General features: G+C 69.5%; 13 protein-coding genes. 6 read left to right on the top strand and 7 right to left on the bottom strand.

Features of this window, described 5'->3' with window-relative positions; translation table 11 throughout:
- The 6 genes from VIR15_RS05040 to VIR15_RS05015 all read right to left on the bottom strand — a co-directional run.
- Positions 1-456: N-acetylmuramic acid 6-phosphate etherase (locus tag VIR15_RS05040; RefSeq protein ID WP_331926381.1), on the bottom strand; the 456-nt coding region annotated here is incomplete at its 3' end.
- 49 nt (positions 457-505) lie between these two features.
- Positions 506-1,396 (bottom strand): MurR/RpiR family transcriptional regulator, encoded by an 891-nt coding sequence (locus VIR15_RS05035; protein ID WP_331926380.1) that lies wholly within the window; start codon positions 1,394-1,396, stop codon positions 506-508.
- A 9-nt stretch (positions 1,397-1,405) separates the two neighbouring features.
- Positions 1,406-3,133: a serine hydrolase domain-containing protein gene (locus tag VIR15_RS05030; RefSeq protein WP_331926379.1), complete on the bottom strand. Its 1,728-nt coding sequence runs from the start codon at positions 3,131-3,133 to the stop codon at positions 1,406-1,408.
- A gap of 16 nt (positions 3,134-3,149) precedes the next feature.
- The gene (locus VIR15_RS05025; protein ID WP_331926378.1) at positions 3,150-4,460 is read right to left on the bottom strand and encodes an exo-beta-N-acetylmuramidase NamZ family protein; all 1,311 of its coding nucleotides are present in this window, start codon (positions 4,458-4,460) and stop codon (positions 3,150-3,152) included.
- Positions 4,461-4,471: 11 nt separating this feature from the next.
- A complete protein-coding gene (locus VIR15_RS05020) occupies positions 4,472-6,271 on the bottom strand; it encodes a glycoside hydrolase family 3 protein (protein WP_331926377.1) in 1,800 nt (599 codons plus the stop codon).
- 141 nt (positions 6,272-6,412) lie between these two features.
- The gene (locus tag VIR15_RS05015) at positions 6,413-8,173 is read right to left on the bottom strand and encodes an alpha-amylase family glycosyl hydrolase (protein WP_331926376.1); all 1,761 of its coding nucleotides are present in this window, start codon (positions 8,171-8,173) and stop codon (positions 6,413-6,415) included.
- 124 nt (positions 8,174-8,297) lie between these two features.
- Here VIR15_RS05015 and VIR15_RS05010 point away from each other — a divergent pair, with 124 nt between their 5' ends.
- Positions 8,298-9,479 carry a peptidase MATCAP family protein gene (locus VIR15_RS05010; RefSeq protein ID WP_331926375.1) on the top strand — a complete coding sequence of 394 codons (1,182 nt, stop codon included), beginning with the start codon at positions 8,298-8,300 and terminating at the stop codon, positions 9,477-9,479.
- The gene (locus VIR15_RS05005; RefSeq protein ID WP_331926374.1) at positions 9,476-10,474 is read left to right on the top strand and encodes an ATP-grasp domain-containing protein; all 999 of its coding nucleotides are present in this window, start codon (positions 9,476-9,478) and stop codon (positions 10,472-10,474) included. Before VIR15_RS05010 ends, VIR15_RS05005 begins: the two co-directional genes overlap by 4 nt.
- Positions 10,475-10,486: 12 nt before the next feature.
- Here the strand turns inward: VIR15_RS05005 and VIR15_RS05000 are convergent, their stop codons facing one another.
- Positions 10,487-12,037 (bottom strand): ATP-dependent DNA ligase, encoded by a 1,551-nt coding sequence (locus VIR15_RS05000; protein ID WP_331926373.1) that lies wholly within the window; start codon positions 12,035-12,037, stop codon positions 10,487-10,489.
- Between the two features lie 132 nt (positions 12,038-12,169).
- Between VIR15_RS05000 and VIR15_RS04995 the strand changes: the two genes are divergently transcribed.
- From VIR15_RS04995 to VIR15_RS04980, 4 genes are all read left to right on the top strand, one after another.
- The gene (locus VIR15_RS04995) at positions 12,170-12,961 is read left to right on the top strand and encodes an SDR family oxidoreductase (RefSeq protein WP_331926372.1); all 792 of its coding nucleotides are present in this window, start codon (positions 12,170-12,172) and stop codon (positions 12,959-12,961) included.
- The gene (gene fabG, locus VIR15_RS04990) at positions 12,958-13,734 is read left to right on the top strand and encodes a 3-oxoacyl-ACP reductase FabG (RefSeq protein WP_331926371.1); all 777 of its coding nucleotides are present in this window, start codon (positions 12,958-12,960) and stop codon (positions 13,732-13,734) included. Before VIR15_RS04995 ends, fabG begins: the two co-directional genes overlap by 4 nt.
- Before the next feature lie 5 nt (positions 13,735-13,739).
- Positions 13,740-14,192 (top strand): MaoC family dehydratase, encoded by a 453-nt coding sequence (locus tag VIR15_RS04985; RefSeq protein WP_331926370.1) that lies wholly within the window; start codon positions 13,740-13,742, stop codon positions 14,190-14,192.
- A partial coding sequence (locus VIR15_RS04980) for a phosphotransferase (RefSeq protein WP_331926369.1) occupies positions 14,189-14,640 on the top strand: 452 nt, incomplete at its 3' end. The genes VIR15_RS04985 and VIR15_RS04980, both read left to right, overlap by 4 nt.

Here is a 14,640-nt window from a genome sequence, read left to right as displayed (position 1 = left end):
GAGCGCACCGCCGACGAAGGGGGTCCGGCCGGAGGCGGTCAGACCGATGGCGATGTCGACGGCCCGGAGGGCCTCGGCCGCCTCGCGCCCGGCATCGGCGTCGTCCTCGGCGTTCTCGACGGCGCGGAGCAGGGCGGCCTCGCCCCCGGCGTGGTGCGCGACGAAGAGCCCGGGGGACACGTTGAAGGTGGGCAACAGCTCGGCCGCGTCGAGGACGGCGAGCCGCCCGGAGGTGCCTGCCCCGAAGTAGTGGACGACGCCACCGGCGCGGATCGCCGCCACGGCCCGGTCGACCAGCCGGGCGAGCTCGGGAAGGACGGTCGCGACGACGGGGGCCACCTTGGCGTCCTCTGCGTTGAGGGCCCGGAGGATGTCGAGCGACGAGGCGGTGTCGATCGTTGTCGTCCCGGGGTGACGCTCCTCAGTGGGGGCGTCGACCGATGCCTCATTGCTCACGGCGATGAGGTTACTTTCTTACATAGACGACGTCAACGACGTAAATGAGTCACGAAACGTGATGACTGGCGACGGCCTCGCGAGTGTCCTCGACGGCCTTCCGTGCCCGCCGCAAGTTGCGCTGCGCCACGGCGATGTAGAGGCAGTCCACGACGGTCAGTGCGGCGATCCGGCTCGCCGTGGCCGCCGAGCGCATGGGCGCCTCTCGAGCCGCCGTGGACAGCAGGATGTCCGCGTCCTCGGCGAGCACGGAGTGGGGGAAGTTCGTGATCGCGATCGTCGTCGCGCCTTTGCTGTGTGCGGCCCGCAGGGCCTCGATGGTCTCCGTCGTCGTGCCGGAGTGCGAGATGCCGACCGCCGTGTCGCGCCGGCCGAGCAGCGTCGCGCTCGTCAGGGCGATGTGGGGATCGCTCCAGGCGAAGGCGGTGACCCCGATGCGGTGGAGCTTCTGCTGGAGGTCGGTGCCGACGATGGCGCTCGCACCGATGCCGTAGATGTCGACCCGACCAGCCTGGGCGATGGCCACGGCAGCCTGGGCCAGGGCCTGCCGGTCAAGCTGCTGGGCCGTGTCCTCGACCGCGCTCGCATCGGCGAAGGCGACCTTGGCGATGATGTCGTCGATCGTGTCCTTGCCGCTGATGTCGGTGCCGGGGGCCGTGGAGGTCCGCGGCTGGGCCGACTCCTCCGCGAGGGCGAGACGCAGCTGCGGGTATCCCGGCAGGTCCAGACGCCGGCAGAAGCGCAACACCGTCGTCTCCGAGGTCCGTGCGGCTGCGGCCAGCTCGCTGATGGTGAGGCGGGCAGCGCTGCGGGGCGCCGCGAGAACCTGCTCGGCGACCCGCTCCTCGGCAGGGGAGAGAGATGGTCGGATGCCCCGAAGCCGGATGAGCAGTGGCACCGTCGAGGTGGCGCCGGCCCGGCCGGCTGGGGATGAGGACATGGCTTTACGCTACGGCGTCCTCCCGGTCAGGACCCATCCTTCGGACGCGAACGACTCGGGTGATTTCTCACCCTCGAGCAGGACGCCGCTCCGACCCTGTACGAGGACGTCGTCGATGGCGACACCGCGACCGAGGTAATACGCGTCCGTCGTGTGTCGCCACCGGACCAGATGGTTGCCCTCGGGCAGCTCGGCCCGGACCTGGGTCCACCGTCGGTCACCGCTGCCCGAGAGCACGCCATCGGTCTGGAGCGTCTCCCCACGGTCGCGGACGGTGAACCGGACCGGGTCCCACGTTGCTCCGCCGTCGACCGACCGCTCGAGGTGGACCAGGTCGGTCTGCTCCGTGTCAAGGAAGAGGTCGAAGGAGAGCCGGGCGCCACCGGACGGTACCGGCACGCTGGGCGTGGTCAGCGTCGTTGTCGTGTTGTCGGCCGAGCCGGAGAACCACGCCGTGTCGCCGTGTCGCGGACGAATCCCCATCGCGGCGGCGAGGCCGTGTGCCCAGTCCCGGCGGGCGACGTTGTTGGAGCCCCACGAGCGTGACGGATGGACCCGGTTGGTCAGGAGAATGGCGAAGGACCGTGAGCTGAAGTCGATGACGAGCGAGGTCCCCGTGTAGCCCGTGTGTCCAGCCGTGCGCGGACCGGACAACGCATCCATGTACCACCGCTGGTCGAGCTCGAACCCGAGCCCGTGGTCATCGCCCGGAAAGTCTGCGTTGAGGTTCGTGATGAGGTCGGTGACGCTGGTGCGGCTGAGGATCCGGGTACCGCCGTAGGTGCCGCCGTTGAGCAGCGCCTGCGAGAGCACGGCGAGGTCGTCAGCCGTGGAGAAGACGCCGGCATGCCCGGCGACGCCGTCCAGCGACCACGCGTTCTCGTCGTGGACCTCGCCCCGCACCATGCCGCGCGGTGGGCTCGACTGGTACTCCGTCGCGGCCGTCCGGCCTTGGTCAGCGGGGTTGTACCCCGTGTCCGCCATGTCGAGCGGCCCAGTGATCCGCTCGGCGACCACGACGTCGAGCGGCTGCGACCGCAGCTTCTCGACGAGCACTCCGAGCGTGATCATGTTCAGGTCGCTGTAGACATACGTGGTGCCCGGAGGGTGGAGCAATGGCTGCTCCATGACTCCGGCGATCCGGGATGCCTTGTCGGGATAGCGGCTCCAGAGCGGTACCCACGCGGTGAAGCCGGACGTGTGGGTCAGCAGTTGGCGCACGGTCACCTCGCCCTTGCCGTTCGCAGCGAAGGCGGGGAGGTGCTCGGCCACGGGGTAGTCGAGCCCGACGAGGCCCTCCTCGACGAGCTGGACGACGGCGATCGACGTGAAGAGCTTGGAGATCGAGGCGAGGTCGAAGACCGTGTCCTCACGCATCGGGACCCATTGGTCCTGCGGCAGCTCGGTCGTCCCGGTCTCGTAGCGCAAGGCATAGCCGCTTGCGTCACGGGCGACGACCGCTCCGTCATGTCCCATGAGCGCCACGGCCCCCGCGTACAGGGGCCGCCGGCCGTCCGGTGGGCTCTCGTGACCGCGGACTCTTGCGATGGCCTCGGCGATCGGCTCCGGCGCCAGTCCGGCATCCGCCGGGGTTGCCTCGCGCAGAAGCGTGTTGGCCGGTGCGAAGCCTCGGAACGGCTTGCTGAAGTCCTCCGCGGCAGCCGGGCCGGCGGTCACGAGGAGCGCCGACGCCAGACCGGCTGACAGGGCTGCAGCCCCCACTGCCCGAGCACGCATCCCATCCTCCCGCTTCTCAGGCCGCGGGGCCCTGGTAGATGAGGTACTGCCGACGTACCCGGTCGAACACGGCGAGCTCCTCGCGCCACGCTCCGACGACCTCGTCGGTGGAAGCGCCTGCGCTGATCTGCTCACGCAGTCGCGTCGAGCCGGTCAGCTTGTCGATCCAGTAGGGCCGCGCTGCGTCCCAGGTGTCCTTGCGCCACTCGAATTCGGGATAGAGCGCGCGGGCGCCGACGAGCATCTCGACGGCGAGGCGGATCGGGTCGAAGCTCGCCGGGTCCGTGACGTGCACCTGCACGCCCCCGCAGACCTTGCCCTGGTGCTTGGAGAACGTCGGGTTGAAGTACGCCTCCCGTATGCCGGTCCCCGGCAGGTCGAGCGCAGCGAGTCGCTCGGCCCACCGGTGGTCGACGAACGGAGCCCCGACGAGCTCGAACGGTGCGGTCGTGCCCCGTCCCTCCGACAGGTTGGTGCCCTCGAAGAGGCACGTTCCCGAGTAGACCAGCGCCGTGGAAGGTGTCGGCATGTTGGGACTCGGCAGGACCCACGGCAGGCCCGTGGCCGCAAAGGGCACGTCGCGCCGCCAGCCGGCCACCTCGACGACGGAGAGTTCCGACAGCCGCCCCCCTGCGTCGGCCGTGAGGAACTCTCCGTCGAAGAAGCGGGCGAGCTCGCCGACCGTCATGCCGTGCGCCTGGACGATCTCCTTCGCGCCCACCCCGGAGGTGTACTCGGTGGTCATCATCGGGCCGCGGGCCGTGCCCCCGATCGGGTTGGGTCGGTCTAGCACGACGAACCGCAGCCCCGTCTCCACCGCGGCGCGCATCGCCGTGTACATGGTCCAGATGTAGGTGTAGAAGCGTGCGCCGACGTCCTGGATGTCGAACACGACCGTCTCGACGCCCGACGTGCGGAACATGCCGGCGAGCTTGTCGACCCCGGCGCCGTAGGCGTCGTAGACGGTGATGCCCGTCCTGGGGTCGACGAAGGTGCCCTCGGAGCCGCCCGCCTGCGCGGTCCCGCGGAAGCCGTGCTCCGGGCCGAAGACCGCGGCCAGGTCGACGCTCCCCGACTCGTGCATCTCGTCGACGATGGTGCGCAGGTTGGTCAGGATCCCGGTCGGGTTCGTGATGACGCCGACCTTCTGGCCGGCGAGGACCCGCCAGCCGTCCGACGCAGCGCGTTGCGCGCCGGTGGTCACGGGATTGGAGGGGTATGCCGCTGAGCTCGCTTGCGCAGCAAAGGCCCCCGTCGCTGTGGCTGGGATCGCGACGGCACCGATGCCGGCGGCGGTGAGGAGCTGTCGTCGGTTGAAGTTGGGCATGGCGGGTCTCCTCAGAAGGTCAGGCCGTGGCCGAAGGGATAGAGCACGGTGTCCGGTTCGCCGGCGACCGGGATGTCGACGGGCAGCTTGCCGGTGGGCGCGATGTCGCCGGTGATGACCCGCGCGACGGCCTCGACGGCGACCGGAGAGTAGGAGTAGGTCGCGACGTACGTCGATGCGGCGGTGAAGTACGCAATGTCATAGGGGTCGCGGACGGCGACGACGACGACGCGCTTGCCCGTGTCGAGCAGCTGCCTGACGAGCTTCTGCTGGCCCGCGCGCGGGTCGGTCGTCGCGGTGTCCCAGGCTTTCATTGTGGTGACGACGACGGTGTCCTTGTCGGCGGCGGCGGCCACGGCGGCCGCGATCCGCAGGTCCGTCGGCGACGTGCCGGTTTCCAGGCGTTGGACGCTCGCGCCCTTGGCGGTCAGGGCACTGGCGAGAATCTGCGTCGTCGCGGCGCCGTAGCCGGTGACGAGGACCTTGGTCCCGGCGACCGCGAGGGGCAGAACCGCGGCGTCGTTCTTCACCAAGGTCGTCGTCCGGTCGGTGATCTCGTTCGCGGCGGCGAGGTGGGCAGGCGTCCCGACGACGGCACCTACGGCGGACGGGTCGGCGTACGGTTGCGCGATCACGCCCCGTCGGTACTTCAGCCCGAGCACCCGGTGCACCTTGGCGTCGAGCTCGTTGGGGCGGATCCGGTGGCTGCGCACGGCAGCCAGCACAGCGGCATACGCCTCATCCATCGCAGGCGTCATGAGGAGCTGGTCCGCGCCCGCGAGGAGGGCGCGGACGGCGACCTCGGCATCCCCGTAGAGCTGGCGGACGCCTTCCATGTTGAGCGCGTCAGTCACGATGACGCCGTCGTAGCCGAGCTCTTCGCGCAGCAGGCCGGTGAGGATCGGCCGACTCAGCGTGGCGGGGTCACCCGAGTCGTCGAGGGCGGGGAAGGCGAGATGGGCCGTCATGATCATGTCGATGCCCTCGGCAATGGCGGCCCGGAAGGGCGGTGCGTCGATGGTCTCCCACTGCTCGCGCGTGTGGGTGATGATCGGGAAGACGTCATGGCTGTCGTCCTTGGTGTCGCCATGCCCGGGGAAGTGCTTCGCCGAGGAGCTCACGCCGCCGTCGCGCTGGTAGCCGGCGACCTGGGCCGCGACGAGCTCCGCGGCGAGGTCAGGGTCCGAGGAGAACGAGCGGGTGCCGATGACCGGGTTGAGCGGGTTGACGTTGACGTCGGAGACGGGGGCGAAGTTGGTGTTCACCCCCAGCGCGAGCAGCTCCTGCCCCGTGATGGCGGCCGCGGTCCGTGCGATGGGGGCGCTGCGGCCGGCGCCAAGTGCCATCGAGCCGGGGAACTGGGTCGCGGGTGGGCCGATCCGTGTGACGACTCCTTGCTCCTGGTCGATGGCGATCTGGAGCGGGATGCCCGGCTTCGCTGAGCTCAGGGCTGCACGTTGGAGCCCGTTGGACAGGGCGACGATCTGCGCTGGGCCGCCGGCCACGCTGTCGGTCCAGGCGAAGTAGATGACGCCGCCGAGGTGGTACTTGGCCACGACGTCGGCGGGCCTGTCGACCCCGTAGAGCGGCCGGTTGCGAGCGTCGGGGGTGGTGGCGTCGGAGCCGTAGACCTGCTGGATGAACAGCTGCCCAACCTTTTGCTCCAGGGACATTCGACTGATCATCGACTCGACCCAGCCCTTCTCGGCTGAGCTGGATGCGGCGGTCGCACGGATCGGGGCGGAGCCGACCACAGCTGTGGCGAGGCCCCCGGCGAGGAGGGTACGGCGGGTTGGGTGGAACGTGGGCATCATTGCCTCCCGGGCATGTGACTAATTGACAACCAAAGCCGGTTCCATGGAACTTACTCACATGGGCCGGGTAGGGCAATGCCTCAACCCGCCCGAAAGGTAAGGATTCGGTCAAGGCCCTGGCGTCAGGGCGTCGACCGCCTACGCGTCGGCCGGGCTGAGCACGACGAGCGTGTAGGGCCCCACGGAGATGTTCGCGCTCGCGGGCTGGCCGTTCAGCGGCGTGTTGGCGGCGTCGACATCAAGGGTCGTGTGACCACCGAAGAGCGAGCTGTAGGTCGAAGCGTCTGAGTTGAAGCGCACGGCCCAGCGGCCGGGGCGAGGCACGCCGATGGTGACGTCGCGGGCGTCGGTGCTCGCGTTGACGACGACGGCGACCGGCTCGGAGTCGGTCGATCGCAGCCAGGCGATGGTCTTCGCTGCGTCGTCGAGGTGGACCAGCGCGGTGTGGGGGCCGGCGAGACCCGCCGTGGTGCCGGTCAGGTTGCGCCGCAGCACGACGAGGTCGCGGACGAGCCGCACGATGTCGCGGAACGCTTCGGCACGTTCCCAGTCGAGTGGGACGGAGTCCCGGAACCACTCGTCCTCGAGGAACTCCTGGCCCTGGAACAGCATCGGAATGCCCGGGCTCGTCAGCGCGATCGCCGTGGCGAGCGTCGCGCGCTTCTGCGCCGGCCAGCCGGACGGGTTGGCGCCATCTATCTCCTGGGGTACTCGAAGCTTCCCGTTCGCGACCTCGTCATGACTTTCGGAGTAGATGACGCGGCCCCATGGGTCCCCTTGCGCCACAGCGATACCCGCGAGCGCCTGCATGGAGCGAGCTGCGTCGTCGGGAGTCGTGACCAAGGCGCGCAGCGTGTGGACGAAGCCGGCGTCCCACTGGGCGTTGAACGCCGCGCCGTCCGTCGAGGTCAGGGCGGGATCGTTCTTGAGGTCCTCGGCGATGAGGATCCTGCTCGGCCACTCGCTGCGGATCGCGGTGTTGATGTCGCGCATGAGCGCCCAGCCGTCGGGGATCTCCGTGCCGATGCCGCTCACGGTGCGGATGTAGAGGGTGGCGTCGAAGCGTAGCCCGTCCATGTGGTACTCCTCGATCCACATGCGGGCGTTGTCCCGGCAGTACTGGCGGACCTCCTCACGGCCGTAGTCCGGGCGGGTGTCGCCCCACGGCGTCTGCGACCGGTGGTCCTGGTAGAAGTAGATCCCGCCCTTGCCGTTCTCCGAGTAGCCGTCGAACCGCCACAGGGACAGGTCACTCGGGCCGAAGTGGTTGAGGACGACGTCGAGGATGACCGCGATGCCCTGTTTGTGTGCCTCGCGGACGAACTTCTTGAGGTGGTCCGGTCCGCCGTAGCTCGACTCGACGGTGAACGGGTGGGCCGGGTTGTAGCCCCAGGAGTAGTCGCCCGCGAACTCCGCCACGGGCATGAGCTCGATCGCGTTGATACCCAGGCGCTTCAGGTATCCCAGACGACTCGCCATGGTCGAGATGTCCCCCGGGTCGCCCTCCTCCGCGACGAACGAGCCGATGTGCGTCTCGTAGATGACGAGCTCGCCATGGTTCGGGATGGTGAATGAGTCGCCTTCCCAGTCAAAGGCGTTCGGGTTGTAAATGATCCCGTTGCCCACTGAGTTCGTCACCGCTCGTGCGCGTGGGTCGATCCGGTGGAACTGCTCGCCGTTGGTCGTGATGACGTACCTGTATTCGTCGCCCGGCCCCGCGCCCTCGACCTCCCCGTACCAGTGGCCGCCGCCATCCCGCTCGAGCACGTCGCGATCCGTCGACCAATCGTTGAAGCTCCCCGTCACAGCGACCCGCTCGGCATTGGGCGCCCACACCCGAAAGGCAGTCCGTCCCTCGAGCGGGATGGAGCCCATCCCAGTCGCGCGTGGCTGGCTCACGGGTTCTCCTCGTGGGTTGGGGTGGCGAGTTCTCGAGCCTATAGCCGTATGCCGCTGAGCTCGCTCCGCCTGAATGTGACCACTTGCTGGTGTGGCCAACGGCTCTCCGGGGTATGTCTGCAGCGTGTCAACGTCAACCGAGCTCCTTGAGTCCGCTCGCCAGGTCGACGCGCGTCTCACGGAGCTCGAACGCAGCGTGAACCTGCTGCTCAACGTCACGCCAGTCAATGCGGCGGAGGCGTGGGCCGACTTCGAGCGGAGTGACTTCGGGACGGCCCCCACCCTCCGGCTGCGGCCGCTGGACTTCCAGCCGGATCTGGTGCGCCGCGACCTGTACAACCTCGAGATCGAGGACGTCGCCGACCCTGCCCTGCACAGCCTCTTGCGGACGAAGAGGGACGAGATCGCCCGAATGGTCACGGCCTTGGAGGATCGGGACACGTCCCGGTTCGTGTACGGGACGTTGCAGCTCTACGGAGGTGTCACCGCGCCTCTCGCACGGGCAGCGGAGGAGCTGCTCGAGGCCATCTCACCTCAGGCTCCCAGCGCGCAGACCGTGACGGCGGGGGTGTTCGCCGAAGCGGCTCAGGAGGAGTTCGACCGGTACCAGGCCGCGTATCCAGAGTTCCCGGTCAGTTTCGAGGTCCGCGACGACGTCTCAGAACTGATGGTGTCGTTCGGTCGGTTGCTCATCCCCGAGACCGCCGCCATCAGGTCGGATCGCGTGCGGCCGTTGCTGCACCACGAGATCGGCACCCATGTCGTCACGTATCAGAACGGCGCCAGGCAACCGCTGAAGCTGCTGACCATCGGACTGCCCGGCTACGACGAGACCCAGGAAGGCCTTGCCCTGCTGGCGGAGTACCTGACCGGCGGCCTGGACCCGCGACGCCTGCGCGTGCTCGCGGGGCGCGTCGTCGCAGTGGAGAAGCTGCTCGACGGCGCCGAGTTCCTCGACATCTTCGAATCGCTGCGCACCGATTACCGGATCCCGACGAGGACTGCGTGGTCCATTGCCATCCGCGTCGTCGTCGGTGGCGGGAACGTCAAGGACGCGATCTACCTGCGCGGCATCTCGCGCATCCTCGACCTGCTCGCGGAAGGCGGGAGCCTCGACCCGCTTTTCGTGGGGAAGCTCGCCCTGGACCACATCCCGCTGATCCAGGAACTGCTCGAGCGCGAGGTGCTCCACCCACCTTGGGTCCGTCCACGGTGGCTGGACGTCCCCGGTGCACAGGAGCGCCTGGACAGGCTGCGCGCCGGAGCGTCGGTCATGGACCTGTACGAGGGAGAGGAAGCGGCATGAGGATTGCATTCTTCGTCAAGGACATCGACACCGAGGTGGACGAGTACACGACGACGCGGTTGGCTCGGGCCGCGTGCCAGGGCGGGCACGAGGTCTGGTACGTCGGGGTCGGCGACGTCGAGCTGGGGGAAGGCGACGGGCAGCTCCTGGCGCGGGCTCGGCGCGCGGACGTCGACGGAGGCGACACGCTGGCGAGCCTGATGGAGCGGGTCAAGGAACGCGACCCCGAGCGGATCGTCATGGAAGACCTCGATGCCCTGTTCCTGCGCAATGAGTCCATCGAGGATCTGCAGGAGCGGCCCTGGGCGAGTCCCCTGGGCGCCGTCTTCGGCGAGATGCTCAGGGCCCGGGGCGTGACCGTGGTGAACGACCCGATGTCCCTCATCCGGGCGACGAGCAAGCTCTACCTCGAGGAGTTCCCCGAGAAGATCCGGCCCCGGTCGCTCGTGACCCGCGACCCGCAAGCGATCGAGCGGTTCGTGGCCAAGGTCGGTCACTCGGTCGTCAAGCCGCTCTACGGCGGCAAGGGCCGCAACGTGTTCATGATCGAGGACGAGACTGAGACGAACCTCGCTCAGATGACCGAGGCGGTGCTGCAGGACGGTTACGCCCTGGCCCAGGAGTTCGTCGACGGTGGTGAGAACGGGGATGTCCGCATCTTCGTGCTCGAAGGGCAGATCCTCCAACGCGATGGGCAGCTGGCGGCCTTCCGGCGAGTACCGACGGGCAACGACCCCCGGGCGAACATCAGCGTCGGCGGACGCTCCGTGTCCATCGAGGTCGATGACGTCGAGCTCAGCGTGGTCGAAGCGATGAGCGACAAACTCGTGGCGGACGGCATGTTCTTCGTGGGCATCGACGTGATCGGCGACAAGGTCGTGGAGATCAACGCGGAGAGCGCGGGTGGCATGCAGAGCGTCGAAAGGCTCTACGACATCGACGTCTGTCCCACCGTCATCGACGCCTTGGAGCGACGGGTCGGCTCACGATCCTGACTTGCCGACGGGTCACCACCCGGCGAGCTGACGGACCGTCTGGACCGTGTCGATCTCCGCGACGGGCTTGTCGTCCCGGTATCGCAGGACGCGGGCGAACCGCAGCGCCATCCCGCCGGGGTAGCGGCTGGAGCGCTGCACCCCGTCGAAGGCCACCTCGACGACCTGCTCCGGACGAAGCCAGACGACCCACTCATCCGGGTCGGGCTCATCGACAGCGAGCTCGCGGAACCGCTCCGTCTGCCACTTCAGCATGTCGTCGGTCATTCCTTTGAAGGTCTTGCCGAGCATGACGAGCTCACCCGTCTCTGCGTCGCGGGCGCCGAGGTGGATGTTCGACAGCCAGCCCCGCCGCCGTCCGCTGCCCCACTCGACGGCGAGGACCACCAGGTCCAGGGTGTGCCGAGGCTTGACCTTGATCCACCCCTGCCCACGTCGCCCGGCCGCGTAGGGAAGCGAGGGGTCCTTGACGATGACCCCCTCGTGTCCCGCCCGCACGATGTCGTCGAAGAAGGCCTGCGCCTCGTCGGGGTCTGCGGTGAGGATCCGCGCCGGCAGCCAGGCGCCGGGGACGGTCTGGGCGAGCCGCGCCCAGCGGTCCGCGGCCGAGTGGTCGAGCAGGTCCTCGCCGTCGACGTGCATCACGTCGAAGAAGAACGGGGTGAGCGGGACCTCGTCGCGGAGGCTCTCGGGGTCGGCGCTGCTCGCCGTGCGGGCACCGGTGACCTGGAACGGTTGGGGCCTCCCGTTCTCCCGGAGGGCGATGACCTCCCCGTCCAGCACGGCGCTTTCGACGTCGAGGGCGGCCAGGCTCTCGACGATCTCCGGCAGGCGGTCCGTCACGTCCTCCAGCGTCCGCGTGAAAAGGCGCACGTCTCCGTGGTCGACGTGAGCCTGCAGTCGTATGCCGTCCAGCTTGGTCTCGACGAGGACCTCGCCTCCCAGCGTGGCCAGGGCGGCAGGCACGTCGGGTGCCGAGCCGGCCAGCATGGGCCGGAGCGGGCGGCCGACCTCCAGCGTCAGGGCGTCCAGGGCGTCGACTCCGCCGTTCAGCGCTGCCCGGGCGACCGGCCCGGCGTGCCCGGCCAGCATCACCGCCCGGCGCACGGCGGAGTCGGGGACGCCGGAGGCCTTGGCGATCGCCTGGAGCATGACCCCGTCACCGGCCCCCTGCCTCGTCTCACCGGTGATGAGGCCGCGCAGCCACTGCTGCTCCTCAGCCGTCGCCCGCTCGAAGAGGGATCGGACGAGGGCGGAGCGACGCGCCGCGGAACCCGTGCCACTCACCTGCGCCAGCTCGGTGGCCGCGGCGTCCACCTCGAGGACGCTGAGGGTCGACGTCTCGGCTGGCTCCGGCAGCGACCGGAGGCCTCGCCAGCTGACACCGAGGCGGCGCTGGGGTAGGACGCCGGCCAGGTGGGCCGCCACCACCTCGACGGTCTCCGGCCCCTCGTCGGCGGCGCGGCTCAGGCAGGCCGCCAAGGCGTCGACCTTGGCGGTGCGGGACGAGGTGGTCGCAACCGCGCGGGACGTGGTGACGACATCGGAGAGCGGGAGCGGCATGTGTCGATCCTGCACCAGACGAGGCAGGGCGCGGACTGACTCGATGAGCAGACTTGACGTCGGTGCTGCGACGCGCCAAGGTAAGCAAGCGCTTAGTAACCGCCGCAGCAGCCCTCAGCCCGAAGGAGTGCCGTGCCAGGCCGCACCACGATCCGCACCGCCGTCGTCACCGGCGCGGCCCGCGGTATCGGGCGGGCCATCGCGGCGCGGCTCGTCGCCGAGGGGATTCGGGTCGTCATCAATGACCTGGACGAGGCCGTCCTCGCCGACACGGCCGCTGCGATCGGGGCCGTGCCCTTCGCCGGTGACGCGGCGTCGACCGACGGGGTTGACCGGCTCGTGGCGGCAGCGCTCCGGGAGTTCCGTGACGAGGGTGGCATCGACCTCTTCGTCGCCAACGCCGGCATCACGTCCGGTGTGGGCCTCGAGGCCTCCGATGCCGACTGGTCCCGCCTGCTCGAGGTCAACCTCATGGCGCAGGTCCGTGCCGCGCGCAGGCTCGTGCCGATGTGGCTCGACGCGGGCGGCGGTCGTCTCGTCCTCACCGCCTCGGCCGCTGGTCTGTTGACGATGCTCGGCGACCTGCCCTACTCCGTCACCAAGCACGGGTCCGTCGCGCTGGCCGAGTGGCTCGCCGCGACCTACCGGCACCGCGGGATCATCGCTCAGGCGGTCTGCCCGCTCGGCGTCGACACCCGGATCCTCGAGGAGGCGGGTCCCCTCAAGGACCTGCTGACCCGGGACGGCACACTGAGTCCCGAGGACGTCGCCGAGTCCGTGTGGCAGGGGCTGCAGGGTGACTCGGTCCACATCCTCCCGCACGCCAGCGTGCGCCAGTACTACGCCGGACGCGCGGCCGACCCGGACGCGTGGCTCGGCGGAATGAACAAGATCCAGCAACGACTCGAGAGGCCCAGTACATGACCGACCAGCCGCAAACCGACCACACCACCCGCACCGCGATCGTCACCGGCGCCGCGCGCGGCATCGGCGCAGCCGTGGCCAAGCGCCTCGCCCAGGACGGCCTGCAGGTTGCCGTGCTAGACCTTGACGAATCAGCCTGTGCTGCAGTGGTCTCGGAGATCGAGGCCGCAGGTGGGCGGGCGCTGGCCGTGGGCGTCGACGTCTCCGACGAGGCCGCGGTCGAGGCCGCGGTCGAGCGAGTCGCGACCGAGCTGGGTGCCCCGACGGTGCTGGTCAACAATGCCGGCATCATCCGCGACAACATGCTTTTCAAGATGACGGTGGACGACTGGGATGCGGTGATGGCCGTCCACCTGCGCGGCTCGTTCCTCATGACCCGCGCCTGCCAGAAGCACATGGTCGACGCGACGTTCGGCCGGGTCGTCAACCTGTCCTCGACGTCGGCGCTGGGCAACCGGGGGCAGGTCAACTACTCCGCGGCCAAGGCGGGACTGCAGGGCTTCACCAAGACGCTCGCAATCGAGCTGGGCAAGTTCGGGGTCACGGCCAACGCGATCGCCCCAGGGTTCATCGCAACCGACATGACGAGGGCGACGGCCGAGCGGATGGGCATCACGTTCGAGCAGTTCCTCGAGGGCGCCGCCAAGGAGATCCCGGTCGGCCGGGTCGGCCAGCCGGAGGACATCGCGGCAACGGCCTCGTTCCTCATCCGCGAGGACGCCGGCTACGTGTCCGGTCAGGTCATCTACGTGGCCGGTGGACCGAAGGACTGATGGGCGTGCGCACTTTCAACGGACTTGACGAGCTCGGCGCGGCGGTCGGCGAGCAGCTCGGGCAGAGCGACTGGCACGAGATCACCCAGGAGCAGGTCAACCTGTTCGCCGAGGCGACCGGAGACCACCAGTGGATCCACGTCGACCCGGAGCGGGCCAAGGACGGCCCGTTCGGCCAGACCATCGCGCACGGGTACCTGACGCTCTCGCTGCTGCCGGTCCTCGTGGCGGAGATCTACCGTGTCGAGGGCGTCTCGATGGGCCTGAACTACGGGACCAACAAGGTGCGGTTCCCGGCGCCGGTCCCGGTGGGCAGCAAGGTGCGCGCCTCGGCCCAGCTGGTCGAGCTGGCCCCGATCGCGATCGGCACGCAGGCTGTCGTCCGGGTGACCATCGAGATCGAGGGCGGCACCAAGCCGGCCTGTGTCGCCGACGTCGCCTGGGTCTACGTGCCGTGACCCAGCCACCCGCGCAAGGCGAGCCGGCCGGGGAAGCGAGCCCAGCGGCATACGGCACAGAAGACCCGCCCGGGCTCCCCCTGGAGCCGTTGGGTGCCTTCCTCGCCGACCACGCTCCCGGCCTGCTGGAAGGCCCCCTCACGGCCCGCCTGATCGCGGGGGGCAAGTCGAACCTGACGTATGTCGTCGGGGACGGCCGACGCGAGGTGATCGTCCGGCGGCCGCCGCTCGGGCACGTGCTCGCAACGGCGCACGACATGGTGCGCGAGCACCGGGTCATCTCGGCGCTGCACGAGACCGACGTCCCGGTCCCCGAGACGTACGCGGTGAGCCCGGGGGACGAGGTGATCGGCGCGCCGTTCTACGTCATGGAGCTCGCCCCGGGCACGCCCTACCGGCTCGCGGCGCAGCTGCAGCCGCTCGGCCCGGAGCGGACCCGGGCGATCTG

Source organism: Intrasporangium sp., from assembly GCF_036566125.1.
Classification (GTDB): Bacteria; Actinomycetota; Actinomycetes; order Actinomycetales; family Dermatophilaceae; genus Intrasporangium.
The sequence above is the reverse complement of the archived record's forward strand: the minus strand, read 5'-3'. Positions and strand labels throughout refer to the sequence as shown.